At 68.5% G+C, this 23,925-nt stretch carries 19 protein-coding genes and 1 tRNA gene; 6 read left to right on the top strand and 14 right to left on the bottom strand.

The annotated features are described in order from the left end of the window. Positions 1–60: 60 nt before the first annotated feature. The 7 genes from RBB46_RS08820 to tsaD all read right to left on the bottom strand — a co-directional run bounded on the left by RBB46_RS08820 (position 61) and on the right by tsaD (position 5,547). Positions 61–1,230 (bottom strand): M20 aminoacylase family protein, encoded by a 1,170-nt coding sequence (locus tag RBB46_RS08820; protein WP_306028620.1) that lies wholly within the window; start codon positions 1,228–1,230, stop codon positions 61–63. Between the two features lie 154 nt (positions 1,231–1,384). After that, positions 1,385–2,053, bottom strand: coding sequence for a methyltransferase (locus tag RBB46_RS08815; protein ID WP_306028750.1), 669 nt, complete (start codon positions 2,051–2,053; stop codon positions 1,385–1,387). Then, positions 2,050–2,472 (bottom strand): EVE domain-containing protein, encoded by a 423-nt coding sequence (locus tag RBB46_RS08810; protein WP_306028619.1) that lies wholly within the window; start codon positions 2,470–2,472, stop codon positions 2,050–2,052. Before RBB46_RS08810 ends, RBB46_RS08815 begins: the two co-directional genes overlap by 4 nt. Before the next feature lie 3 nt (positions 2,473–2,475). Next, on the bottom strand, positions 2,476–2,763 hold the full coding sequence (locus tag RBB46_RS08805) for a YciI-like protein (RefSeq protein WP_067224394.1): 288 nt from the start codon (positions 2,761–2,763) through the stop codon (positions 2,476–2,478). Positions 2,764–2,861: 98 nt separating this feature from the next. Next, a complete protein-coding gene (locus tag RBB46_RS08800; RefSeq protein WP_306028618.1) occupies positions 2,862–3,878 on the bottom strand; it encodes an NAD(P)H-dependent glycerol-3-phosphate dehydrogenase in 1,017 nt (338 codons plus the stop codon). Then, positions 3,875–4,396, bottom strand: a complete 522-nt coding sequence (locus RBB46_RS08795) for an NUDIX domain-containing protein (protein ID WP_306028617.1) — start codon at positions 4,394–4,396, stop codon at positions 3,875–3,877. The genes RBB46_RS08800 and RBB46_RS08795 overlap by 4 nt, the downstream gene beginning before the upstream one ends. Beyond that, positions 4,393–5,547, bottom strand: a complete 1,155-nt coding sequence (gene tsaD, locus RBB46_RS08790) for a tRNA (adenosine(37)-N6)-threonylcarbamoyltransferase complex transferase subunit TsaD (protein ID WP_306028616.1) — start codon at positions 5,545–5,547, stop codon at positions 4,393–4,395. The genes RBB46_RS08795 and tsaD overlap by 4 nt, the downstream gene beginning before the upstream one ends. A 50-nt stretch (positions 5,548–5,597) precedes the next feature. Between tsaD and hemC the strand changes: the two genes are divergently transcribed. From hemC to RBB46_RS08765, 5 genes are all read left to right on the top strand, one after another. Beyond that, positions 5,598–6,533, top strand: a complete 936-nt coding sequence (gene hemC, locus RBB46_RS08785) for a hydroxymethylbilane synthase (RefSeq protein ID WP_306028615.1) — start codon at positions 5,598–5,600, stop codon at positions 6,531–6,533. A gap of 5 nt (positions 6,534–6,538) precedes the next feature. Further along, positions 6,539–7,261, top strand: coding sequence for a uroporphyrinogen-III synthase (locus tag RBB46_RS08780; protein WP_306028614.1), 723 nt, complete (start codon positions 6,539–6,541; stop codon positions 7,259–7,261). A 160-nt stretch (positions 7,262–7,421) separates the two neighbouring features. After that, positions 7,422–9,398, top strand: coding sequence for a COG4223 family protein (locus tag RBB46_RS08775; RefSeq protein WP_306028613.1), 1,977 nt, complete (start codon positions 7,422–7,424; stop codon positions 9,396–9,398). Positions 9,399–9,493: 95 nt separating this feature from the next. After that, positions 9,494–11,425: a heme biosynthesis protein HemY gene (locus tag RBB46_RS08770; RefSeq protein ID WP_306028612.1), complete on the top strand. Its 1,932-nt coding sequence runs from the start codon at positions 9,494–9,496 to the stop codon at positions 11,423–11,425. A gap of 387 nt (positions 11,426–11,812) precedes the next feature. Then, positions 11,813–11,888, top strand: a tRNA-Thr gene (locus RBB46_RS08765). A 111-nt stretch (positions 11,889–11,999) separates the two neighbouring features. On the opposite strand, the gene RBB46_RS08760 is transcribed toward RBB46_RS08765, so the two are convergent. Continuing rightward, the gene (locus RBB46_RS08760; RefSeq protein ID WP_306028611.1) at positions 12,000–13,397 is read right to left on the bottom strand and encodes a PLP-dependent aminotransferase family protein; all 1,398 of its coding nucleotides are present in this window, start codon (positions 13,395–13,397) and stop codon (positions 12,000–12,002) included. Positions 13,398–13,530: 133 nt separating this feature from the next. Between RBB46_RS08760 and RBB46_RS08755 the strand changes: the two genes are divergently transcribed. Beyond that, positions 13,531–14,424: a DMT family transporter gene (locus RBB46_RS08755; RefSeq protein ID WP_306028610.1), complete on the top strand. Its 894-nt coding sequence runs from the start codon at positions 13,531–13,533 to the stop codon at positions 14,422–14,424. 88 nt (positions 14,425–14,512) lie between these two features. Here RBB46_RS08755 and RBB46_RS08750 read toward each other — a convergent pair whose 3' ends face one another. The 6 genes from RBB46_RS08750 to RBB46_RS08725 all read right to left on the bottom strand — a co-directional run bounded on the left by RBB46_RS08750 (position 14,513) and on the right by RBB46_RS08725 (position 23,788). Beyond that, complete coding sequence (locus tag RBB46_RS08750) at positions 14,513–15,625, bottom strand: ABC transporter ATP-binding protein (protein WP_306028609.1); 1,113 nt, start codon at positions 15,623–15,625, stop codon at positions 14,513–14,515. Then, on the bottom strand, positions 15,625–17,352 hold the full coding sequence (locus RBB46_RS08745) for an iron ABC transporter permease (RefSeq protein ID WP_306028608.1): 1,728 nt from the start codon (positions 17,350–17,352) through the stop codon (positions 15,625–15,627). The genes RBB46_RS08750 and RBB46_RS08745 overlap by 1 nt, the downstream gene beginning before the upstream one ends. 140 nt (positions 17,353–17,492) lie before the next feature. Next, positions 17,493–18,848 carry an ABC transporter substrate-binding protein gene (locus tag RBB46_RS08740; protein WP_306028607.1) on the bottom strand — a complete coding sequence of 452 codons (1,356 nt, stop codon included), beginning with the start codon at positions 18,846–18,848 and terminating at the stop codon, positions 17,493–17,495. Positions 18,849–19,023: 175 nt separating this feature from the next. Further along, positions 19,024–20,409 (bottom strand): sigma-54 dependent transcriptional regulator, encoded by a 1,386-nt coding sequence (locus RBB46_RS08735; RefSeq protein WP_306028606.1) that lies wholly within the window; start codon positions 20,407–20,409, stop codon positions 19,024–19,026. Next, positions 20,406–22,412, bottom strand: a complete 2,007-nt coding sequence (locus RBB46_RS08730; protein WP_306028605.1) for an ATP-binding protein — start codon at positions 22,410–22,412, stop codon at positions 20,406–20,408. The genes RBB46_RS08735 and RBB46_RS08730 overlap by 4 nt, the downstream gene beginning before the upstream one ends. Further along, positions 22,409–23,788, bottom strand: coding sequence for an ABC transporter substrate-binding protein (locus tag RBB46_RS08725; RefSeq protein ID WP_306028604.1), 1,380 nt, complete (start codon positions 23,786–23,788; stop codon positions 22,409–22,411). Before RBB46_RS08725 ends, RBB46_RS08730 begins: the two co-directional genes overlap by 4 nt. Positions 23,789–23,925 lie beyond the last annotated feature (137 nt).

Genomic DNA, 23,925 nt, shown 5'->3' with positions numbered 1-23,925 from the left:
TGAGGTCATGGGCGCGGGGCGGGGGCATGGGTCTGTCCCCGCGCCGGCCATGCAGTGTCGTCAACCCGCCGGCATCGCCGTCTCGACGAGCTTTACCCAGTAGGAGCAGCCGACCGGAATCAGCTCGTCGTTGAAGTCGTAGGCGGGATGATGAAGCATCGCGCTGTCGCCGTTTCCGGCGAAGATGAAGGCGCCGGGGCGCTCCTGCAGCATGAAGGAGAAATCCTCGCCGCCCATGGTCGGGGCGACGTCCGTCACCACATTGTCCGATCCGGCGATGTCGCGGGCGATGCCGACGGCGAAGTCGGTCTGGGCCTCGTGGTTGACCGTGATCGGGTAGTCGCGAATGTAGTTGACGCTCGCCTTGGCGCCGAAGGCGGCGGCGATTGTCGGCACGATCTCCTTCAGCCGCTTTTCGGCGAGATCGCGCACATCCGCGTCGAGCGTGCGCACCGTGCCGCGCAGCACGGCCGTTTGCGGGATGACGTTGTCGGTGAAGCCGGCGTTGAAGGTGGTGATCGAGACAACCACGGACTTCAGCGGATCGACATTGCGGCTGGCGATCGACTGGACCGCCTGGACGATGTGGCTGCCGACGAGAATGGTGTCGACCACGTCGTTCGGCTTGGCCGCGTGGCCGCCGACGCCTTCGATGTCGATCTGGATGCGGTCGGCAGCCGCCATGATCGAGCCCGGGCGGATGTGGAACGTGCCGACCGGCGCGCCGGGCATGTTGTGCATGCCGTAGACTTCCTGGATGCCGAAGCGGTCCATCAACCCGTCCTCGATCATCGCCTTGGCGCCGGCCCCGCCCTCTTCCGCCGGCTGGAAGATGACCACCACGGTGCCGTCGAAATTGCGGGTCTCGGAGAGATACTTGGCCGCGCCCAGCAGCATGGCGGTGTGGCCGTCATGGCCGCAGGCGTGCATCTTGCCGGGGACGGTCGAGGCATAGGGCTTGCCGGTGATCTCGTCGAGCGGCAGCGCGTCCATGTCGGCGCGCAGGCCGATCACCTTGCCCGAGCCGGTGTTGCGGCCCTTGATCACGCCGACGACGCCGGTGCGGCCGATGCCGGTGGCGATCTCGTCGACGCCGAAGGCCTTCAGTTTGTCGGCGACCACTTCGGAGGTGCGATGCGTGTCATAGAGCAATTCCGGATGGGCATGGATGTCGCGACGCCACTCGGTGATTTCCTCGGAGAGGTCGGCGAAACGATTGATGATCGGCATGACGGTCCTCGAAAGCTGTCGGATGGGCGGAGTGCGGCGAAATTGCCGACATGGCCGCGAAGAGGGCCGTATCTGACGCCGAAAACGGGCCGGCGCGCAAGTCCCGACGGTGATTTCGGCTGCATCAGTCGCCGGTTTCGAGCACGCCGCTGCGTCAGGCCAGGGACGGTGTGTGCAGCTCGAACACGCTGGAGCGCTTGATCTCGAAGTCCTCGAGCGACCGGTTCACCGGTACGTCATAGGTGGCGAGACATTCGAGCCTCTCCCTGGGCAGGTAGGCTCGGCCCGGATCGCCGACCAGCACACGCGACCCGGCGGCGAGCGCCCGGTCGGCCCAGGCAAGTACCCGGATCGCCATCGGTTTTTCGTAGAAGACGTCGCCGGTCAGGATCACCTCGGCGCGCGGTGGCGGCAGGTCGAGCGGGTCCTCGCCGGAAAGTTCGAAGTCGACGCCGTTCAGCTCCATGTTGAGACGGGTCGCGGCGAGCGCGAAACGGTCGATGTCGCAGGCGGTGACCGACGTGGCACCGGCCAGTACGGCGGCGATTGCGGCAAGCCCGGAGCCGGTGGCGAAGTCGTGGACGCTGCGCCCTGCGACCGTGCCCGGATTGTCGAGCAGGTAGCGGGCGAGCGCCTGTCCGCCGGCCCAGGCGAAGGCCCAGAAGGGCGGCGGCAGGCCGATGGCGCCGAGATCGTCCTCGGTCTTCTGCCACAGCGCCACCGCCTCGTCGGCAAGATGCAGCCGGATTTCCGGCGCATGCGGCACCCGGTGGACCCGCGTGTTCGCCAGCACGAAGGCGCGCGGATCGACCGGCGGCGTCATGCGTCGGTCACGCCGCCCATCTCGCAGACGATCTTCCATTCCTCCTCCGTCACCGGCTGCACCGACAGGCGCATCGACGTGACGAGCGCCATTTGCGCAAGCCTCGGCTCGGCCTTGACGTCGGCGAGGGTCACCGGTTTCGGCACGTCGCGAACCGCCTTGATGTCCACGCATTCCCAGCGCGGATCGTCGGTCGTCGTGTCGGGATGGGCCAGGGCGCAGACCTCGACGATGCCGACGACCTCCTTGCCGTCATTGGAATGGTAGAAGAAGCCGCGGTCGCCGAGCTTCATCTCGCGCATGTTGTTGCGCGCCTGGTAGTTGCGCACGCCGTCCCATTGTTCGCCGGCCTCGCCCTTTGCCTTCTGCTTGTCCCAGGACCACTTGTCCGGTTCGGACTTGAACAGCCAGTAGCGCATGCGTCAGGCCTCCGGGTTCTTGATGACCCAGTTCCACGGCCGGATCTCGACGCTTTCGAACAGACCGGCGCGGGCGTAAGGATCCTCGGAGGCGACGGCGAGCGCCTCGTCGCGATTGGCGGCCTCGATCACCACCAGCGAGCCGGTCATGCCGCCGTCGTCGTCGAGAAAGGGGCCGGCGGCCTTGAGCTTGTCGCCCATCGCCTTGAGAAAGGCGAGGTGGTCGGCGCGGTTGTCGAGACGGGTCTGCAGGGCACCGGGCTTGTCGGTGCAGATCAGGGCATAGAGCATGATGGTCCTTCCTGATTTCGGATGATGCGCAAAAGACTGTGCGGCCATAGATAACCGGTTCGCCAGCGGCCGCAAGCCGGTGCCCGCGCGAGGCGCGGTCACGCCTCGCGGCGCAAGGGGCGGGTCATCAGGCCGGTCAGCGCCGCGTCGAGGCCGATGCGCCCTTCAAGGACGGCGGACACGGCCGCGCCGATCGGCATCTCGATGCCGTGCCGGGCGGCCAGGTCGACGGCAATTGCGGCGGAATGGACACCCTCGGCAAGCTTGCCTCCGGCGGCAAGCTCCGCCACGCTGCGGCCTTCTCCCAGCGCAAGACCGAAGGCGAAGTTCCTCGACTGCGGCGAGGAACAGGTCAGCACGAGATCGCCCAGACCGGAGAGGCCTGTCAGCGTTTCCGGCCTTGCGCCGAGGGCAAGGCCCAGCCGTGTCAGCTCGGCGAAGCCACGCGCGGTGAGCGCTGCCAGCGCGCTTGCCCCCCAGCCCTTGCCGGCCACGGCGCCGCAGGCGATCGCCAGCACGTTCTTCAGCGCGCCGCCGACCTGCACGCCGACAAGGTCTGTCGAGGCATAGGGGCGGAACTGGGTGCCGGCCAGGGCTTGCGAGAGCGCGTCGGCAAGGTCGCCGTCCGCGGCGGCCAGCGTCACGGCGGTTGGCAGGCCGCGCGCCACGTCACCGGCGAAGCTCGGGCCGGAGAGAACGGCGGGTCGGCACGCGGGCGCTGCCTGGCTCAGCACCTCGCCGAGCAGCAGGCCGGTGTCGCGTTCGATGCCCTTGGCGCACAGAACGACCGGCGTCGCCGGCGCGAGATGCGGCGCGAGCGCTTCCGCCATCGCCCGCGTTGTCTGCGCGGGCGTCACCAGCAGCACGGCGTCGGCGCGTTCGAGCGCCACGCCGAGATCCCCGGTTGCCGTGATTGCCCGGTCGAAGGCTATGCCCGGGAGGTAGGCCGGATTGCCCTCTCCCGCGTTGATTGCCTGCACCGTTCGCGGATCGCGGGCCCAGAGCATCACCTGGCGCCCGGCGCGTGCGGCGGTGAGCGCCAGCGCGCTGGCCCAGGCGCCGCCGCCGATGACGGCGATCCGGTCGATGGCGACCGGCTGGTGCTGACCGCTCATGCTTCTTGCTCCAGCCGCCTGCCAAGCTCGCCGAGCGGTGCGTGGAAGCCGGTGAAGAAGCGCGTCGCGCCAAGGGCAAGCGCCTGGGACACATCGATCCAGAACAGCTCGAAGCGGATCGGGTCGCCGCCGGCGGAGGGTGTCATCTCGAAATGCTGCCAGCGTTCGCGCCGTGCGGCACCCTTGCGCAACCGGGCGTGATAGAGACGGCGGGCGTGGATGTCGCGGCCCTGGGCGTTGTCGAAGAGGACGGTCTGTTCGCCGAGCATGTCGAGCGCCTGCTGCATGACGAGGCCTGTCTCTTCGCGAAACTCGCGGCAGGCGGCAATCAGGTGGCTTTCGCCGGGATCGACGGTGCCGCCGGGCACCTGCAGGCCGACTTCCGGCTGGTCCGGCTGGCGGAAGACCAGCAGTTCGCGGCCGCAGGTCAGGTAGATATAGGCCTTGTGCTTGAGCCGGTCGAAGCGCTCGGGCAGGCGGTCGCAGACGGTGCCCTCGAAGAAACGCGGATCGTTCACGCCTTGGCTCCCTTTCGCCCCGAACCGAAGAGGCTGGCTGTCTGTGTGTCGAGCGGCCAGCGCGGACGCGCACTGGCATCGCGGTCATCCAGCACCACGCCGGCCGCGCGCGCGGCCACCAGCCGTTCGATCCCGGCCCAGGCGATCATCGCCGCGTTGTCGGTGCAAAGCCGGGCCGGCGGCGCGATCAGGCGGGCGCCTGCCCGGCGCGCCTCTTCGTCGAGCCGGGCGCGGATGGCGGTGTTGGCGGCGACACCGCCGGCGACGACCAGCACCGGATCGACTTGCGGGTATTCGGCGGCGAACAGCGCCAGCGCGCGCCGGCTCTTTTCGCCGATGACGTCGGTGACGGCAGCCTGGAAGCCGGCGCAAAGGTCGGCGATATCGGCAGGCGCCAACGGGGCGGCGGCGTGGGCTGCGGTGCGCACGGCGGTCTTGAGGCCGGCGAAGGAGAGGTCGGCCCCCGGGCGGTCAAGCATGGGGCGGGGCAGGGAAAATCGTCGCGGATCACCGCCGCGGGCGGCGCGTTCCACGGCCGGGCCGCCGGGAAAGCCAAGCTGGAGCAGCTTTGCGGTCTTGTCGAAGGCCTCGCCGAGCGCATCGTCGATGGTCGAGCCGAGGCGGCGGTAGCGTCCGACGCCCTCGACCAGCAGGAACTGGGTATGACCGCCCGAGACAAGCAGCAACAGATAGGGAAAGGCGACATCGTCGGTGAGCCGCGCGGTCAGGGCGTGACCTTCCAGGTGATTGACGGCGACAAGCGGCCTGTCGCATGCCAGCGCGATGGCCTTTGCCGTCGTCAGCCCGACGATGACGCCGCCGATCAGGCCGGGGCCGGCGGTCGCGGCGATCGCATCGAGATCGGCAAAACCGAGACCGGCCTCGGCCAGGGCCGCGGCGACCAGCCTGTCGAGGATGCGGATATGGGCGCGGGCTGCGATTTCCGGCACGACGCCGCCGAAGGCGGCATGATCCGCGGTCTGCGAGCGGATGATGTCGGACAGAATGTCGCGCCCGCCATCGGCGCGGAGCCGCACGAGGGCTGCCGCGGTTTCGTCGCAGCTCGTCTCGATGCCGAGGACCGTAATGGCGCCGCCGGACCGGAAATTGGTTTCGGCTGCATTGGCCGATGCGGTATCAGGGCTTATCATTCATGTTCCGCCTGTCGGACGCCACCCGCGTAACACCAGGACCGATATCCTTGCAAACAAAACATTCCGCTTCTCCCTTGCGCATCGGCACGCGCGGCAGCGCCCTGGCGCTGGCCCAGGCCCACGAGACGCGCGACCGGCTGATGCGTGCCCATGGCCTTGCCGAAGACGCGTTCGAGATCGTCGTCATCAAGACATCGGGAGACCGTATCCAGGACCGGCCGCTGTCCGAGGTCGGCGGCAAGGGGCTGTTCACCAAGGAGATCGAGGCGGCGATGCTCGAGGGCGGGATCGACATCGCCGTGCATTCGTCGAAGGACATGCCGACGGTGCTGCCCGAGGGGCTGGACCTGGTTGCCTTCCTGCCGCGCGAGGATGTGCGCGACGCCTTCATCTCCCACAAGGCGGCGCGCCTGCAGGACCTGCCGCACGGCGCGGTGGTCGGCTCCTCCAGCCTGCGCCGGCAGGCGATGATCAAGCGGCTGCGTCCCGACATCGACGTGGTCATGTATCGCGGCAACGTGCAGACGCGGCTGCAGAAGCTGGCCGACGGGGTTGTCGATGCCACGCTGCTGGCCCATGCCGGGCTGAAACGGCTCGGCCTTGGCGAGGTGGTGACCTCGGTGATCGGGACGGACGAGTTCCTTCCCGCCGTCGGCCAGGGCGCGATCTGCATCGAGGCGCGCGTCGACGATGCAAGGACGCGCGATCTGCTTGCCGCCATCCATCACGCCGAGACCGAGACCTGCCTTGTCGCCGAGCGGGCGTTCCTGCGGGTGCTCGACGGCTCCTGCCGGACGCCGATCGGCGGACTGGCCAGGCTGGTCGAAGGCGAGCTGCGGTTCGCCGGGCTGATCCTGACGCCGGACGGGCGCACCCAGCACGAGACCACGCGCGTGGGCGCGCCGGCCGACGCCGAAGCAATCGGCAGGGACGCCGGCGCCGAGCTGAAGCGCCGTGGCGGTCCCGGCTTCTTCTCCGGGTGAGGAGGATGGCGCGGGTTCTGGTGACGCGACCGATGCCGGCCGCCGCGCGCAGCGCCGCACGGATCGCGGCGCTTGGCCATCGGGTGCATGTGGCGCCGCTGCTTGTCTTCCGGCCGGTGCCGCCCGACGGCAATGCCCTGCCCGAGCCCGGCGATGTCGGCGCCGTTGCGGTGACCAGCGCGCGCAGTCTCGAGGCCATGGCCGGCACGGGTCGCCTCGCGCCCTATCTGCATCTGCCGGTCTTTGCCGTGGGCGCGGCAACGGCACTGGCAGCGCGCGCGGCGGGGTTCGAGATGGTCGCGGAGGCGGGCGGCACGCTCTCCGATCTTATCCGGCTGATCGACGGGGCCTGCCCCCGCGCGCCAATCCTGTATCTGGCCGGGCGGGAGCGGTCCGGAGACCTCGCCGGCACGCTTGCCCGGCGGGGTTTCGAATGCCGGCTGGTGGAGACCTATGCGATGGAGCGGCTCAATGCGATCCCGGACGCGGAGCGGTCCGCCCTTGCGGCGGATGACGACGGGCATCCCGTCATTGCTCCTGTCTACTCGCGGCGGTCCGCGCTTGCCCTTTCCAGCGCCCTGCGTTGCTGGGGGGACCGCCCGGACTTCCGTTTCCTGGCAATCTCAGGTCAGGCGGGAGAGCCGTTGGAGGGCTTGGGGACCGTCGTGGTGGCCGAGCGCTGCGAGGAGGACGCGCTTCTCGACCTGCTGCCGGCGGGGGAGTTGTGAGACACCAGATTTGTTTTGCACCGCGAAAGCGGCGAACATAGACAAAGGCATAGGACGAAGGATCTGAAGTCCGCGCCGGCTCGCGCTATAGTGGGGCGGGCAACGCGAAGCCGCCATGGCGCGGCAGGACGGGCGCATGACCGCAAGGGAGAGACCATCCATGGCTGCCGACAGCAAGAAGCCGGATCCGAAGACCGCCTCGCCCAAGGGCGCGAGCAAACCCGCCGGCGGCTCGCAGCGCAAGCCGGTGACCATCGACCTGGAAGCCAGGGAAGTGAATGCCGGCAAGTCCGGCGAGGCTCCCGCTTCAGCAGCTGCCGCATCGTCACGGCCGGCGACGCCGGGCTCCGGCCCTGCTTCCGGCTCAGGTAGTGCCGGCGGCACGGCACAGGCAAAGCCCGGCGTGCAGAAGCCGGATTCGGCTCCCGCGGGCGCGGCCTCCGCGAAGGCCGGCGACACCAAACCGACTGCAACATCCGGCGCTTCTGCGTCCGGGGCGAAGCCGGCGGAGACCAAGGCGTCCGGTGCGACGGCCGCGCAGACCGCTTCGGCCTCACCAAAGTCCGGGGATGTTCCCCGGCCAGACACGGCGGGCGGGGCGACAGCGGGGGCGAGCGCGTCTACCGCCTCGCCGAAACCGGCCGCATCCGCCGCCGGTGCGTCCGCCGCGAGCGATCCTGCCAGGCCTTCATCCGGGACGGCGGCCGACGCGAAAGCGGGCGCTGCGTCCTCGGCGAGTGCGTCTTCCGCCGCAGCATCCGAAAAGCAGGCATCCTCGCCACCGCGCCCGGATTCGTCCCCCGCCTCGACGAGGACCGGACCGGCGGCAGGCAGGGATGATGCGCCTCGGTCCTCGACCGGCCTCGGCGGTCTGATCGCCGCCTCGCTGGTCGGCGGCGTCGTCGCGCTTGCCGGTGCCTGGGGCGCGGGCAAGGCCGGGCTGCTGCCGGCCCCGGCGCCTTCCGCCGAACTGCGGACCGTGATCGCGGAAGCGCAGAACCGCGTTTCCGGGCTCGAGACCCGGATCGCCGAACTCAGCCAGGGCCAGGAAGCGGCATCCGGCGCCACGAACGACATGGCGGCGGTGCGCACGCGCATTTCCGAGCTTGAAGCCACGCTTGAGGGCCTTGCCGGCGGGGCCTCCTCGTCGATTTCGCAGGAAGCCTCGTCCCGCATCGCCGAGATCGAGAACGGGCTTTCCGAGTTGCGCCGTTTCGTCTCCTCTGACGGGGCGGGTGAGAGCGCCGGGCTTGCCAGCCTCCAGGACGCGCAGGCAAAGCTCGTGCAATCGGTCGAGGGGCTGGCGAAGACGCAAGGCGAGCAGGCGGCGACGCTTGAAGGACTGAGCGGTGACGCAGCGGGTCTCGAGGCCGTAGAAGGCGAGATCGCGAGCCTGAACGAGGGAACCGCCGCGCTCCAACAGGCGTTCGACAGCACGAAGGGGCAGGTTGCCGCGCTCGGCGGCGATCTCGACACGCTCGGCAAGGGCCAGTCGGCACTGGAAGCGCGGCTGGACACCGGGTTGAAGGATGTGAGTACGCGTCTTGCGGCGCTGGAAGAGCGCATTGCTCCGATCGAGGCGCAGATGGGCGATGCCAGCGCGCGCGAGACAGCCGCCCGGGCGGTGGCCGTCTCGGCGTTGAAGTCGGCGATGGACCGCGGTGCCCCCTTCGCCACGGAACTGGCTGCCGTTGCCTCGGTACTGCCGCAGGGCACCGATCTTTCGGACCTCACGGCGCGGGCGCAGGCGGGCGTGCCGACGCGCACGGCCCTGCGCGAGGAGTTCGCGGCGGCGGCGCGGCGGATGTCGGCTGCCATGGATGCGCCGGCCGAAGGCGATCTCGTCGACAGCCTGCTCTCCAACGCCCGCTCGCTGGTGTCGGTCCGCCAGCCGGGCGAGAGCGACGCGGCAACCCCGCAGGCGGCGCTCGGCCGTATGGAGGCGCGTGTCGGGCGCGGCGACTTCGCCGGCGCGCTTGAGGCCTATGACGAGTTGCCGGAGGATGTGCGCTCGGCCGGCGCCGGATGGGTCGCCGATGCGCGGGCCCGGCTGGCGGCCGATGCGCTTGTCGACCGGGTGACCGGCGATGTGCTCAAATCGATGGGGCAGGCGGCCGCGCCGGCTGCCTCGAACTGACAGGTGACGACCGGCGCGGGCCCGCCCGCGCCGCCCTCAGCCGATCCGGACAGTGTCCGGGCCGACCGGACATTCGCCGGGGAGAGTAGACGACCATGATCCGCTTGCTGATTTTCATTGCCCTGCTGTTTGTCGTCGCGCTGGGGGCCGCGTGGCTCGCCGACCGGCCCGGCGTGATCACTCTCGACTGGCAGGGATACCGGATCGAGGCCGGGCTGATGACCGCGGCCGTGGCGCTTTTCGCGCTGCTGGCCGCCGGCATCATCGTGTGGAACCTGGCGCTCTTCATCCTGCGCTCGCCCGGGCTTGTCGGGCGCTTCTTCCGCCGCCGCCGCAAGGATCGGGGCTATGAGGCGCTGTCGCGCGGCATGCTGGCGCTGGGCGTCGGCGATGCCGTGACGGCCTCGCGCCAGGGCAACGAGGCGCAGAAGCTCTTGAGGCAGGAGCCGGCGGCCGAACTGCTGCTGGCCCAGAGCGCGCAGCTTGCCGGCCGGCACGAGGAGGCACGCGGCCGCTTCGAGGCGATGCTCGAGGACCCGGATCTCAAGGCCGTCGGCCTGCACGGGCTCTATGTCGAGGCGGAGCGGCTCGGCGAGCCGGTGGCGGCGCTCCACTATGCCGAGGAAGCGGCGAAGCTGGTGCCGGGCCTGCCCTGGGCGGGGCGGGCGGTGCTCGGCTATCAGGCGGTGTCCGGTGACTGGGAGGAGGCGATCAAGTCGCTGGAGCGCAATTACGCGGCCAAGCTGGTCGACAAGAAGACCTTCCGCCGCCACAAGGCGGTGCTGCTGACCGCGCAGGCGCTCGAATGCGAGGACCGCGATCCGGACGCGGCGCGCGGCCTTGCCGGGGAGGCGCACGGCCTGGCACCGGCATTGGTGCCGGCGGCCGTGGTTGCCGCGCGGCTGGCGACGCGGCGCGGCGACATCCGCAAGGCGATGAAGGTGGTGGAGACCAGCTGGAAGCTCAATCCCCATCCCGAGCTCGCCGAGGCCTATGCCCATGCGCGCAACGGCGATTCGGCGCTCGACCGGCTGAAGCGGGTGAAGGCGCTGGCGGCGCTGCGCGCCCACAATGTCGAGGGCGCGCTGGCCCTGGCGCGCGCCGCGCTGGAGGCCTCGGACTATGCGCTGGCCCGTGCCCAGCTGAAGGCTGCGCTGACGCTGGAGCCGACGCGCCGCGTCTTTCTGCTGATGGCCGAACTGGAAGAGACCCAGCATGGTGATCGCGGCCGGGTGCGCGAATGGCTCGCCCGCGCGGTGCGTGCACCGGCCGATCCCGCCTGGGTGGCCGATGGCGTGGTCAGCGAGAGCTGGGCGCCGGTGTCGCCGGTTGACGGGCGGCTCGATGCCTTCACATGGGCCTTGCCGCCGGCAACGCTCGACCATGAGGACACCTCGCTGGAAGCCCTGGACGAGGCCTTGTTCGAAGCACTGCCGGCCGTCGCGGCCTCCATTCCGGCGGATGTCCCGTCCGCTTCGCCTGTGGCCGGTGATCGTTCGAGCGAGGGGGCGTCCGGTGCCCGCGCGGACGTTGCCGTGCCGCCGGTGGAGGAGGCGCAGGTGGTCGAGGACGCAGCCGAACCCGCCACGCCGGCTCGCGCCGCCGCATCTGCGACGGACACTCCTGAAAAGTCTGTCCTGCCGAGGGATGCCGGGGAGGAGGCGGCGAGGACGCCGACCACGGCGACGTCGCCTGCCGTGACACCTGCGGATGGTCCGAAGACGGCCGATGCGCAGTCGCCGGGCAAGGCGCCGGCGGACGGATCGACCGGGGCTGGCGCCGCCGCTCCGGTTTCGACCGCACCCGCCAACGGCACGGCCGGCGAGGCCGGGAAACCGTCTGCCGAGACGGGCGACAAGAAGCCGGCCGGGCAGACCTCCGCTTCTGCCGGCGGATCGCCGGCGAAGGCGGGCCCGGACCTGTCGCGGCCGATCGAGTTTCCGCTGAAGCACATGCCCGACGACCCAGGCCCCGACGGGGATGACGAGGAACCGCCGAAGAAGCCGGGCTACCGCTTCTTCAACTGAGCGTGGCGGAACCATCTGCCCCCGCCTGATCACGTCTGATCACGCCCGATCGGGGCTGGCTACGACACGGAGGCAGGGTGCGGACCGCGTCCTGGCAGGAGTGCTGGAATGGCGGGGGAAGCGATGCCGTCGCATCCTGCCTGCCGCGGTCCTTCTTCCCCGTCACGCTGATTTGGCTGCCTGCGATCGGCCGTCTTGCGAGGTGCCTTGAAAAGCTTGCGCGGGGACCGCAAAGCCTCTTGCGCGGCGCGGTCTTGTCCGCTATCACACGGCCACCCTGGCGGTACGGCGTCGCACGGCCCAAGTGGCTGTTGTCACGTCACGCAAGCGACAGGGATACATACGGGGACCCGGCTTGCGGCCGGAACCATGTCCCCGGTCTGGTGCGCCGGTGTAGCTCAGTTGGTAGAGCACGTCATTCGTAATGATGGGGTCGGCGGTTCGAGTCCGTTCACCGGCACCACTTTCTTCTTGAGCTGAAGCCATCGCGAGAAGCTGCTTCCTGTGTGCCGGAAGCGGTCGGTGCCTCATGCCGCGCGGATCCGCAACCCAGGCGGGCTGCCGCATTCCTCCCCTATCCTCCCGCCTGCCGGATCGCCTCGCGCAGCACGTCGAAGACTTTTGGGGGGCATTGCGAGACGTTGAAGCGCATGTGGCTGGTGGCCGAGCGCGAGACGCTGAAGACATCGCCCGGCGCCAGCACCACGCCCTGCACCAGGGCGGCGCGCGCCACGTCGGCGGCATCGATGCCGCCGGGCAATTCGCACCACAGGAACATGCCGGCCTGAGGCTCGATCCAGGGGATCACGCCGAGCGCCCGCAACCGGGGCGCAACCTCGGCCATGGCGCGGGCGAGGCGCTCGCGCAGCGTCTCCAGATGCCGCCGGTAGCCACCGTCGCGCAGCACGCCCAGCACAAGCTCCGCATTGAGCCGGCCACCGCCGAAGCTGGTGGCGATCTTCAGATCCGCCAGTCCCTCGATCCAGTCGGGCCTCGCGGCGATATAGCCGCAGCGCATCGAGGCGGACAGCGTCTTGGAGAAGCTGCCGATCTGGATGACCCGGTCGAAGCCGTCGAAGGCGGCGAGCCGGGGCGCTGCCACATGCTCCATATCGGCGAAAATGTCGTCCTCGATGATGGTCAGGCCGTGCTGTTCGGCCAGTTTGAGCACCCGGTGAGCGGTCACCGGCGACAAGCTGGCGCCGGTCGGGTTGTGGATCGCGGAATTGGTGATGTAGAGCCGTGGCCGGTGCTCGCCCAGCACCGCCGCGAGGCGCCCGATGTCGGGCCCCGAGGGGGTGTAGGGGACGCCGACGATCCTGACGCGGTGGGCGCGCAGCAGCGCCTGGAAGTTGAAGTAGCAGGGGTCGTCGACGAGCACGATATCGCCCGGCTCGACCAGCAGGCGGCACAGGAGGTCGATGCCCTGCGTGCCCGATTCCGTCAGCAGGATCTGTTCGGGAAAAGCCTCTACGCCCTTTTCCGCCAGCCGCCGGGCGATGAGTTGCCGCATGGGGAAAAGACCGAGCGGCGACCCGTAGTCCGCAAGCGCGCTGCTTTCGGCGCGGGCGAGGGACCTGAGCGCCTTGCGCAGGTTCTCCTCGGGCAGCCATGACGGGGGCAGCCAGCCACAGCCGGGCTTGAGGTCCGCCTCGCCGGCCTCCAGGGACTGGCGGGAGACCCAGAGCGGATCGATGGCGCGGTCGCGCCTCGGGCCGACCTGGGACAGGGCGAGCGGGGCCGCATGGCTGGTGACATAGAAACCCGAGCCCGGCCGCGCCGCGATCTGTCCCTCGGCCACCAGGCGTTCATAGGCCTCGACGACGGTCGAGGGCGAGACCTGCATGTGGCCGGCCATCCGCCGGATCGAGGGGAGCTTTGCCCCCGGAGGCAGGCTGCGTCCGGCGATGCGCTGCCGGATCACATTCATCACGCGCTCCGTCAGGGTGCCGTTCCCGCTCGTCTCCGTCATTCGTCCACCCGGCTTCTGCAAGGATCCGTATTGCAGTTGTTACCCTAACAGTTTTTCGAAACTGTATTCCACTGTCTCTGGTTGCGCAGGCTCCGGCGCGCGATAGCGGCTGGGCAATCAAACGGAGGCTGACGTGGACAAGACGACAAGCGGCTGGATCAACGGTTTCATCGGCGTGGTGATTTTCAGCGGATCCCTGCCGGCAACCCGGACGGCGGTGCTGCAATTCGACCCGGTGTTCCTGACCGTTGCCCGGGCCGCCATCGCGGGTCTGCTGGCACTTCTGCTGGTGCTGGCCTTTCGCGAAAAACGTCCGGCCCGGACCGATCTCGTTCCGCTTGCGATCGTGGCGCTCGGGGTTGTCGTCGGCTTTCCCCTGCTGACCGCGTTGGCGCTGCAGCACGTCACCTCGGCGCATTCCATGGTCTTCATCGGCCTGCTGCCGCTCGCCACCGCCATCTTCGGGGTGATCCGGGGCGGTGAGCGGCCGCGGCCGGCCTTTTGGCTGTTCTCGCTTGCCGGCAGCGCCGCCGTCGCAGGTTTCGCGCTGATGCAGGGGCTGTCGGCCGGGACGGGAGGGGCGGCGGGCGCGTTCGCCTCGTCGACCGGCGATCTCCTGATGCTGGCGGCAATCGTCGTTTGCGGCCTGGGCTATGCGGAAGGGGCGCACCTGTCGCGCCGGCTGGGCGGCTGGCAGGTGATCTCCTGGGCGCTCATCCTGTCGCTGCCGGCGATGATCGTGCTCGCCATCGTGTCGATGCCGGCCAGCTTTTCCGGCATCGCGCCGCCGGCATGGACCGGGCTTGCCTATGTGTCGTCCTTTTCCATGCTGATCGGTTTCGTCTTCTGGTACCGGGGACTGTCGCAGGGCGGCATTGCGGCGGTGAGCCAGTTGCAGCTGCTGCAGCCGTTCCTCGGCCTGGCGCTTGCCGCCTGGCTGCTGCATGAACCGGTGACCTGGACGATGCTGGCCGTCACCCTTGCCGTGATCGCCTGCGTGGCCGGAGCGCGGCGCTTCGCCCGCTGAAGGCCTGCATGAATGGGTACGCCGACGGCCCTTGCAGACCGTCGGCGCCCGTGCATCCGGCTGTCTTGCAGCCCGGGAGGAGCTTCGATCAGGCGCGGATCAACACCGCCTGGTCGTGGTTCAGCCGGATGCGGACCGTCTCGCCCGGATCTCTGCGGGCGACCCCGCGCGTGTGGCGCTCGTCGACCAGGAGATCCTGGTCGCCGACACGAACCTGGTAGCGGATGACGCTGCCGAGGAACTCGGCCGCGACAACGCCGGCCTCGACGCTGTCCGGGCCGGTTCCGTCCGTGAAGTCGATGCTCTGCGGACGCAGGACCATCTTCGCCGGTCCGTCCTGCTCGCCGGCACGCAGTGGAACGACAAGCCCGGAGCCGGCGCGAAAGAGCGGTGCGCCGTCCGCATCGCGACCGACGGTTCCCTCGACCACGTTGGCGGTGCCGAGAAACTTCGCCACGAAGCTGTTGGCCGGCGTGTCGTAGACATCGTCCGGCTTGCCGACCTGCTGCACCACGCCGTCGGCCATCACCGCGATGCGGTCGCAAATCGTGTTCGCCTCCTCCTGGTCATGGGTGACGAAGATCGTGGTGATGCCAAGCCGGCGCTGCAGCTTGAGAAGGTCCTGGCGCATCTGCACCCGCAGGTTGGCGTCGAGATTGGAGAGCGGCTCGTCGAGGAGCAGCACGCGCGGTTCGACGACGATGGTGCGGGCGAGCGCGACACGCTGCTGCTGGCCGCCGGAGAGCTGCGAGGGATAGCGCTCCGCATAGGCTTCCATGCCCACCAGTTCCAGCGCGGCGCGCACGCGGCGGTCGGCTTCATCGCCCCGGATCTTCCGCTCGTTGAGGCCGTAGGCGACGTTTTTCGCCACCGACATGTGTGGCCACAGCGCGTAGTTCTGGAACACCATGCCGACATTGCGCCGCCAGGGCGCCTCGCCGACAATGTCTGTGCCGTCGAGCAGGATGGCGCCGCGCGGCGTCGGGCCGAAACCGGCGATGGCGCGAAGCAGCGTCGACTTGCCGGATCCCGAGGGGCCGAGAAAGGCGAAGAACTCGCCCGGTTCGATGGTCAGGTCGATACCCTTCAGCACCTCGGTCGAGCCGAAGGAGAGACCGAGGTCGCGGATCTCGATGCCGATCGCGGAAATGGCGGCGCCGACGGCGGCATTGCCGGGTGTCCAGCCGGTTGAAGCGTTCATCAGCGATGTCCTCCGCTGTTTTCGGGTGTGCTGCGGTCGCGGCGCGTCTTTTCCACGAGGCGATGCGAGAGATAGGTGGCAAGGCCGACGATCAGGACGGCCATGACGCCAAGGGCAGCGCCAGGTCCGCGGCCGGCGGCCGACTGCATGAACAGATAGAGGCCGTAGGAAAGCGGCGCGTCGTTCTCGCTGGAGACCAGCATGATGGTGGCCGACAGCTCGACGGCGGCGGTGGCGAAGCTGGTGACGAAGCCCGCGACCAGGCCGCCCGCCATCAACGGCACGACGATGCGCCGCACGGTGCGGAACTTCGATGCGCCGAGGTTTTCCGAAGCTTCTTCCAGCGCCGGGGCGATCTGCTGCAGGGCGGCGGTGCACGAGCGCAGCGCATAGGGCAGCCGCCTGATGGCGAGGGCGATGACGATGATCCCCCACCAGGTGGCCAGCGGCTGACCGGTTCCGGGCATGTCGATGCCGTAGAACATGCGCAGGTAGCCGATGCCGAGCACCACGCCGGGAACGGCAAGGGCGGCGACGGCGATGTGGTCGAGCCATTTGCGGCCGACCACGCCGGTGCGCATCACCACATAGGCGATCGCGGTGCCGAGCACGATGTCGATCAGGCCGGCAAGTCCCGCATAGATCAGGGTGTTCTTGATGAAGGTGCCGGCCGAGGTCAGCGCCGTGCCGTAATGGGCGACGGTGAAGCCGTCGGGCATGACGCTGAACGACCAGACCGTGCCGAAGGAAAGCAGCAGCAGGCCGAGATGCGGGGCGAGGACGATGCCGAGGATCAGGAACACGACCAGGTAGCAAGCGGCCGCCTCGTGAGGGCGCAGGTCGCGCCGGGCAATGCCGCCGCCGCCCTTCTGGGTGGTCGAATAGTCCTTGCCGCGCATGCCGAGGAACGACACCCACATGGCGAAGACCGAGAAGATGATGAGGATCGTCGAGATGACATAGCCCATCGGGTCGGAGATGCCGACCGAGGAAATGCGCAGATAGGCCTGCGGCGCCAGCATCGTGTTGACGTTGAGCAGCAGGGGCGTGCCGAGATCGTCAAAGACCTTGACGAAGACCAGCGATGCGCCGGCGATGTAGCCGGGCATGGCCAGCGGGAAGACGATCTTGCGGAACAGCCGCAACCCGCTCGAGCCGAGCATCTGCGCGGCCTCCTCCATCGAGCGATCGATGTTGTGCAGGCTCGCCGAGAGGTTGATCAGGATGAACGGGAAATAGTGGATGCTCTGGACGAAGATGACGCCGTTGAGGCCGTCCATGAAGGGCACGGTGATGCCGAAATTGTCGCGCAGCAGCAGGTTGACGCTGCCGTTTGAACCGAACAGCAGCTGCATCGCCACCGCGCCGATGAAGGGCGGCATGATCAGCGGCACGAAGGACAAGGTCTGGATGATGACCGAGCCGGAAAAGTTGAAGCGCGAGGTGAAGTAGGCGAGCGGCAGCGCGATCACGGTGGCGATCACCACCGAGACGCCGGCGACGTAGAGCGAGTTGAAGAAGGACTGGCGGAACAGGGCGCTGTTGAAGAAATCCTGGAAGTTGACCAGCGTGAAGCCGCCCGTTCCCGGGTCCTGGAAGGCGACCTGGATCACCTTGAGGACGGGAACGACGAGAAACGCGCCGAGAAACAGCAGGATCAGGCCGGCGACCACATACGGGCCGAGCGACACTCCTCGCGCCGGCCGCCGCAGGGCAACGGACGTCATGACGAAGTACTCCGGATTTTCGGGACAGGTGGGCGGAAGCGCCGGAGACAGGACATCCCCGGCGCGGACCGATGGCGGCCACGGCGCCTTCGCGCCGCGGGTGGGATCCGCCATCCGCCTCCGCTTGCGGCGCTATGCCGTCAAAGCATGCCGGCCGCCTTGTTGGCGAGTTCGACGGCCAGGCTGTAGTTGCGGATCACCTTTGTGTCCCACTCCTGCTCGATCTCGGCCTGCCGCCCCTCGACCTTGACGTCCTTGGACTTGCGCTTGGTCTTGAAGATGGCGTTGAAGTCCGGGTCGAGAGCCTCTGCCTCGGACACCGGCAGTGCCGAGATCAGGGCCCTGGCCTCATCGATGAGTGCCGCCGCCTCGGCATTCGCCGCGCCGGACTGCTCGAGCTTTGCCTCGGCCTGCTGCACAGCCTGCGTCGCCGCGCGCAGGTCGTCGAGACGGTAGGTGATCATCACGTCGAACAGCGAGTTGACCACGTTGTAGCGCTTCTCCGACAGGTCGCTGTCGAAGTTGACTTCCGTCTTGATCGATCCGTCAAACGGGTTGGGCAGGCCTTCCGGGGCGTTGTCATAGGCGTTCTTGTTGACCGGCAGGCGCATGATCTTCGCATCGAAAAGCAGCTGCTGGCCGTCCGGCGACAGCAGGAAGTCGACGAACTTCTGCGCCGGCGCCTCGTTCGGCGCATTGGCCACGACGCCGATATTGGCGGGCACCAGCGCGGTCACGCTCGGATAGCGGAAGTCGACCGGGAAACCGGAGGCCTTGGAGGAGAAGCCGAAGAAGTCGATGACCACGCCGATGCCGAAGGAACCGCTGTTGACGCCGTCCGGCACGCCGAAGCTGCGCTCGGTGATCGTCTTTGCGTTGCCGCCCATGGCGAGAATGGTCTGCCAGCCGTCCTGCCAGCCTTCGCCCTGCAGGATCGTCTCGATGGTCAGATGGGTGGTGCCGGAGCGCGACGGCGCGGAAATGCCGACATGGCCGTGATAGACGGGCTTTTCCAGGTCGCTCCATTCCTGCGGCACCGGCAGGCTGTAGGCGTCCATGTAGCGGGTGTTCCACATCATCCCGTAGCCCGACAGGGCGAAGCCGAGATAGCGGCCGTCCGGATCGTTGATCGGGTAGCCGTTGAGGTCGGAGGGGATGCCGTCGACCTCGCGCGAGTACTTGGCAAGAAGACTCTCGCCCTTGAGCACCTCGAAGGCATCGGGGGCGGATGCCCAGAAGATGTCCGACTGGTTGTTCTGCGCGGTCTCGATCAGGTATTTCACGCCGCTCGAGGTGCTCTTGTTCAGAACCTCCACCGCGATCGAGGGATGCTTGGCCATGAAGGCGGTCTTGAAGACATCCGTCAGGTCGGTGGGAAAGGACGTGACGATGACGAGCTTGTCGTCGGCCGCGTGGGCCGCCGCCGAGACCAGGATCGCCGCGGCCGCGACGCCAAGCCCGAGACGGCGCATGGTTGCCTGAAATCTGTTCTGCATGAGTTCCTCCCTGAGATGGCCGTTCGTCGAACCGCGAACCGCCTGGGAGGTGAATTGCAACCGGTGTGCCACTCCGGCCGGATCATTGGGATTTCGGTAATATATTGATATTTAAGAATTAAATTCCATCTTACTGGTCAATGCAACGTTTGGTAAGGGTCACTAATGACCCGTTCTAATTCTTATCCGGGTCATTATCGACACCTTCGTCGGCCGCGTAGTCCTGCCGATCGAGGCCGTGACGCTGCATGCGCAGGTAGAGCTTCTTCCGGGGGATGCCGAGATGCCGGGCGGTCATCTGGATCCGTCCGCCGGTCTCGCGAAGCGCAGCCGCCAGCACGCCGCGCTCGAAGGCATCGATGCGCTCGGGCAGCGTCTGACCCGTGGCGGCGTCCTCGAACGGGCGCTCGGGAGCCGGGTCGATGCCCAGCGCGAAGCGTTCGGTGAAGTTGACCAGTTCGCGGACATTGCCCCGCCACGGCATGCGCATCAGTGTCTCGAACAGCGACGGCGCGGGCTCGGCCAGCGGCAGTCCGTGACGTTCGGCGGCGCGCGCCGCGTAATGCATGAAGATCAGCGGGATGTCCTCGTTCCGCCGCCTCAGCGGCGGGATCGACACTTCCGCGACGGCGATCCGGTAGAACAGGTCCGCGCGGAACGCACCCCGGGTCGAGGCCTCCTCGAGGTCGACCTTGGCGGCGGCGACGACGCGCACGTCGATGCGGATTTCCTCCTTGCCGCCGAGCCGCTCGATGGTCTGCGCCTGCAGCGCGCGCAGCAGCTGGGTCTGGTGCGACAACGGCATGCTCTCGATCTCGTCGAGAAACAGCGTGCCGCCGCTTGCCTGTTCCAGCCGGCCGATCCGTCGCCGGTCGGCGCCGGTGAAGGCGCCGGCCTCGTGCCCGAACAGTTCGCTGGCGATCAGCGTGTCGGGAAGCGCGCCGCAGTTGAGGGCGACAAAGGGTCCCCGGCGACGCGGCCCGCATTCGTGCAGGGCGCGGGCCACCAGTTCCTTGCCGGTTCCGGTTTCCCCGTAGACGACCGTGTTGACGTCCGCGGGGGCGACCGCCCGGATGCGGTCGCGCAGGCGGGCCATGGCCGGGCTGTTGCCGATCAGTTCCTTCTCGATGTCGTAGGCGCGCCCCGTGCCTTCCGTCAGGCGGCGGTTCTCCAGCACGAGTGCGCGCATCTGGGCGGCGCGGCCGACCACGGAGAGCAGCATTTCCGGGTCAGTCGGCTTCTCGACAAAGTCGTAGGCTCCCGCCCGCACGGCGCGCACCGCCATGGGAATGTCGCCATGGCCGGTGATGATGATCACCGGGAGCTGCGGGTCGATCGCCCGTACCGCCTTGAGGATGTCGAAGCCGTCGAGCCCGGGCATGCGCAGGTCGGTGACGACCACGCCCGGCCAGGCGGGAGAGAGGATTTCCAGCGCCTTCGCCCCGTCGGCAAAGGCCTGGGGGCTATAGACCTCAAGCGCCAGCGTCTCGGACCATGCCTTGCGGATTTCAGCTTCGTCGTCGATCAGCAGGACGGGGGTACCGGAGGTGTTCTGGCTCATGTCTTGAAGAGTTCCACTGTGGCGATGACGCCGCCTTCTTCGGCGCGTCCGATATCCAGCCGGCCGCCGAGGTCGCGAACGATATTGTAGGAGATGGACAGGCCTAGCCCCAGCCCCTCGCCCGGCGGCTTGGTGGTGAAGAAGGGGTCGAAGACCCGGCCGCGCGCCTCGTCGCTGAGGCCGGTGCCGGTGTCGCTGAGGCTGACACGGGCCAGACGCCCGGTTTCCTCGATCCAGATGGTTAGCCGGGGGGCGTCGCTGTTCTTCATGGCATCGAGAGCGTTGCTCACCAGGTTGACGAAGACCTGCTCGAGTTGCGCCGGCTCGGTCATCACGTCGACCGGTTCGCCGGGCTGGCGCCAGACCACCTCGACGGCCTCGCTGGCGATCCGTTGCTCGAACAGCGACAGGGCGTTGGCCACGACCTCGCGGACGTCGTGGCGCGTTGCCGCTTCCTGGGGACGTCTGGCGAAGGTCTTCAGATGGTTGGAGGATTTCGACAGGCGCTTGATCAGGCGGTCGATGTCGCCGAGCTTCTCGCGGCACATCGCAGTCTCGCCCTTCTCCAGATAGCGCACCGCATTGTGTGTGTAGGATCCCATCGCCATCAGCGGCTGGTTGAACTCGTGCGCGATGCCGGCCGACAGCTGGCCGAGGGCGGCGAGCTTTGCGGTCTGGACCAGCTCGGCCTGCGTTTCGCGCAGGTCGTTCTCGACGCCGCGGCGCCGGGCGATCTCGTCGGTCAGCGCGATGTTGGAGCGGTTCAGTTCCCGGGCGCGCTGGTCGAGGGCCTGCGACTTGTGGCGGAACAGGCGGACCGCGTCGGCAAGCTGGCCTATCTCGTCCTTGCCCTCGACCGGGACCTTGACGTCCTTGTCGCCATCGGCGATCGCCTGCATCGAGGTGAGCACCGCCATCAGCCGGCCGAAGAGCTGACCGCGTACATAGAAGATCGTGAAGGCGAGCAGCAGACCCAGCATGACGAGCATGCTGACGACGCTGAACACCCGGCCGCGGGCGACGGTGCCGTCGATCTCGGCCGCCACGGTTTCCGAACGCAGTCCGCTTTCGCGCACGGCCCCTGCGACAATGCTGCCGAGCCGTTCCAGCAGCACGCCGTTCTCTTCCTGCAGGCGCAGGCTTTCCGCGCTCAGCGCGTTCTCGCGCAGCTTCAGCGCCAGCAGGTCGCGGCCCGGCTGGCCGTAATTCGCGATTTCCTCCCAGAGCTGGCGCAAGGTGATGGCGCTCGGATTGACCGACAGGCCGGCGGCGTTGACATTCGCCTCGGCGATGGTGTCGGCCAGGCGTCCCTTCAGGTGCTCGATGCGCCGGAAGTCGGTCTCGGCCGCGCCCCGCAGCATCAGGCCGACGGCGAGATTGGCATTGGCGTGCAGCCGGCCGAGGGCCTCGGCGTTGCGGATCTCCACGGCGACGCCGTCCCGCCGCTCCTGCCAGGGGCGGCCGGCGCTGCCGTCTACGTCCCGCAACGCGGCGGCGACATTGAACTTGGCATCGGTCAGGAGCGGGTCGACCTCAAGCAGGAAATCGCCGTGCAGCCGGTTGATCCGGGCGATCTGCGCGCTGAGCACCGCGCGCTGGCCGAAGCGGCGCGCGACGCTGCGGTCGAGGTCCTGCACGGTGGCGTCGAGCCTGCCCAGAACGTCCTCGACGGAGGCGGCGAAGCCGGCCGTCGCCCGTGTTCTTGGAAGCAGGGCGCGGAGCGTCTGGAAGTGCTGGCGCAACCGTTCGGCGGCGGCCTCCCGGTCGAACTGCGTCTCGGCATTGCCCAGCAGCGGAACGTCGACGCGGACCGCCTGGCCGATCTCGGCGAAACGGGCGTTCGCGGCCGCCAGCGACAGGGTGTCGGAGGCAAGCCGGCTGACCGACTGGCCGACACGGGTCAGCGTCAGGCTGGTGACGATCGTGGCGATGATCGCGACCCCGGCGATCAGCGCGATCGAGGCGATCAGCTTGAGCTTGAGGCTGGCCAGGTCCGATTTCACGGCCGGTCCGCCGTCGCCGTGTCGGCAATGAACGCATCGAGCTGGGCGACCAGCTCGCGAGCCCGGTCGAAGCGGTTGCTGAAGTCGTGTGCCCAGCTGTCCTGGATCCTCAGGCGACCGTCGAGCGAGCGGAACTCGACATCGGCGGGCAGGGGCTCGAGAAGGTTGAGATCGGCCATGAAGGGGGCGACCGGCACGCTCTCAAGTAGGGTGCGGACCCGGTCCAGATGGCCGCTCATCACGGAGGAGGCGGAGATGAGCGGCTCCCCCTCCAGCCGGTGCACCGCGTCCCAAAGCTGGGCGAGCTCGACCTGCCGATAGGTGATCATCTCGTCGAAAAGCGCCGTCACCACCGCAAGGCGCCTTGCGGCGAGCCGCGCGTCGAACGCCGGGGCGTCCGGAGAGCGGTCAGGGGTGAACCCGGCCTCGCGCCAGAGCCCGGGCAGGACGGGGATGCGGGCGATGGCCGGATCGAGCAGCAGCGCCTGCGCCCCGGTGGAGCGCAACTCGTCGACGAAGTCTCCCGCAAGGCGGTTGCCGGCGCCCTTGCGCGTTATGGCGACGCTTGCCGGAAAGACTTGCGGCGACAAGGGCTTGAAGGCAAGGCGACCCGGCGGCTTGCGGCCGACGCTGGCGAGGAAGTCGATGCCGATGCCGAAGGCGAAGCGACCCTTGCGCACGCCTTCTGGCACGCCGAAGCTGCGGGCGGTGATGGTGGCGATGTTGCCGCCGAGCCGGGAGATGACGGCCCAGCCTTCCTGCCAGCCATACTGCTGGAGGATGACCTCGACGAAGAGATGCGTGGTGCCGCTGCGCGCCGGCGAGGTCATGCCGATCCGCCCGGCAAGCGTCCGGTCCGTGAGGCCCTTCAGGTCGGACGGCACGGGCAGCGTCGTCGTCTTCGCCCACATCAGGCCGACCCGCGACAGGGCGAAACCGAACCGCGAGCCGTCCGGCGCATCGACCGCGAGCCCGCCGAAATCCGCCGGAGGACGGACCTTCTCGGGAACCCGCGCCAGCAACTCGGCATCCTGGAGCATGCGAAAGGCGATCGGCGAGCTCGACCAGATGAGGTCCGGTTCCGGTTGCCGTTGCTCGCGCATGTGGTCGAGGATCGAGATCGTGTTCTTGTTGATAACGCAGGTCGCGGCGCGGGCGGCGGCCGAGAAGCGGTCGACGAAGGGGGCGTAGAAGCTTTCGGGATAGGACGTGAGGATGGTCAGCTCGCAATCGGGATCGACAGCGAGGCCGGTCTGGGGAGACTGCGCATTGGCGGATGTCCCGGTGGCAAGGAGCAGGGTGCCGGCCAGCAGCAGCGCCGCGCGCACGTTTTCGTGATTGCCCTGCCTGCCGGAATGCGCTGCGCGTCGCCGCAAGCGGGCGCGGCCGATTTGCCTTCTTCCTCCCATGGGGCGATTAGCGACCACCGTCCGGCTTTCGTCAACGGCCAGTTCGCGGTCCGTCTGTTCCCTCAAGCGATCTGGACAATTCCGGCCAAGTCGGGCGACAAGTC

Origin of the sequence: Stappia sp. MMSF_3263 (genome assembly GCF_030733745.1) — a bacterium.
Taxonomy (GTDB): domain Bacteria; phylum Pseudomonadota; class Alphaproteobacteria; order Rhizobiales; family Stappiaceae; genus Stappia.
This window is presented reverse-complemented; position numbering and strand designations above follow the sequence as displayed.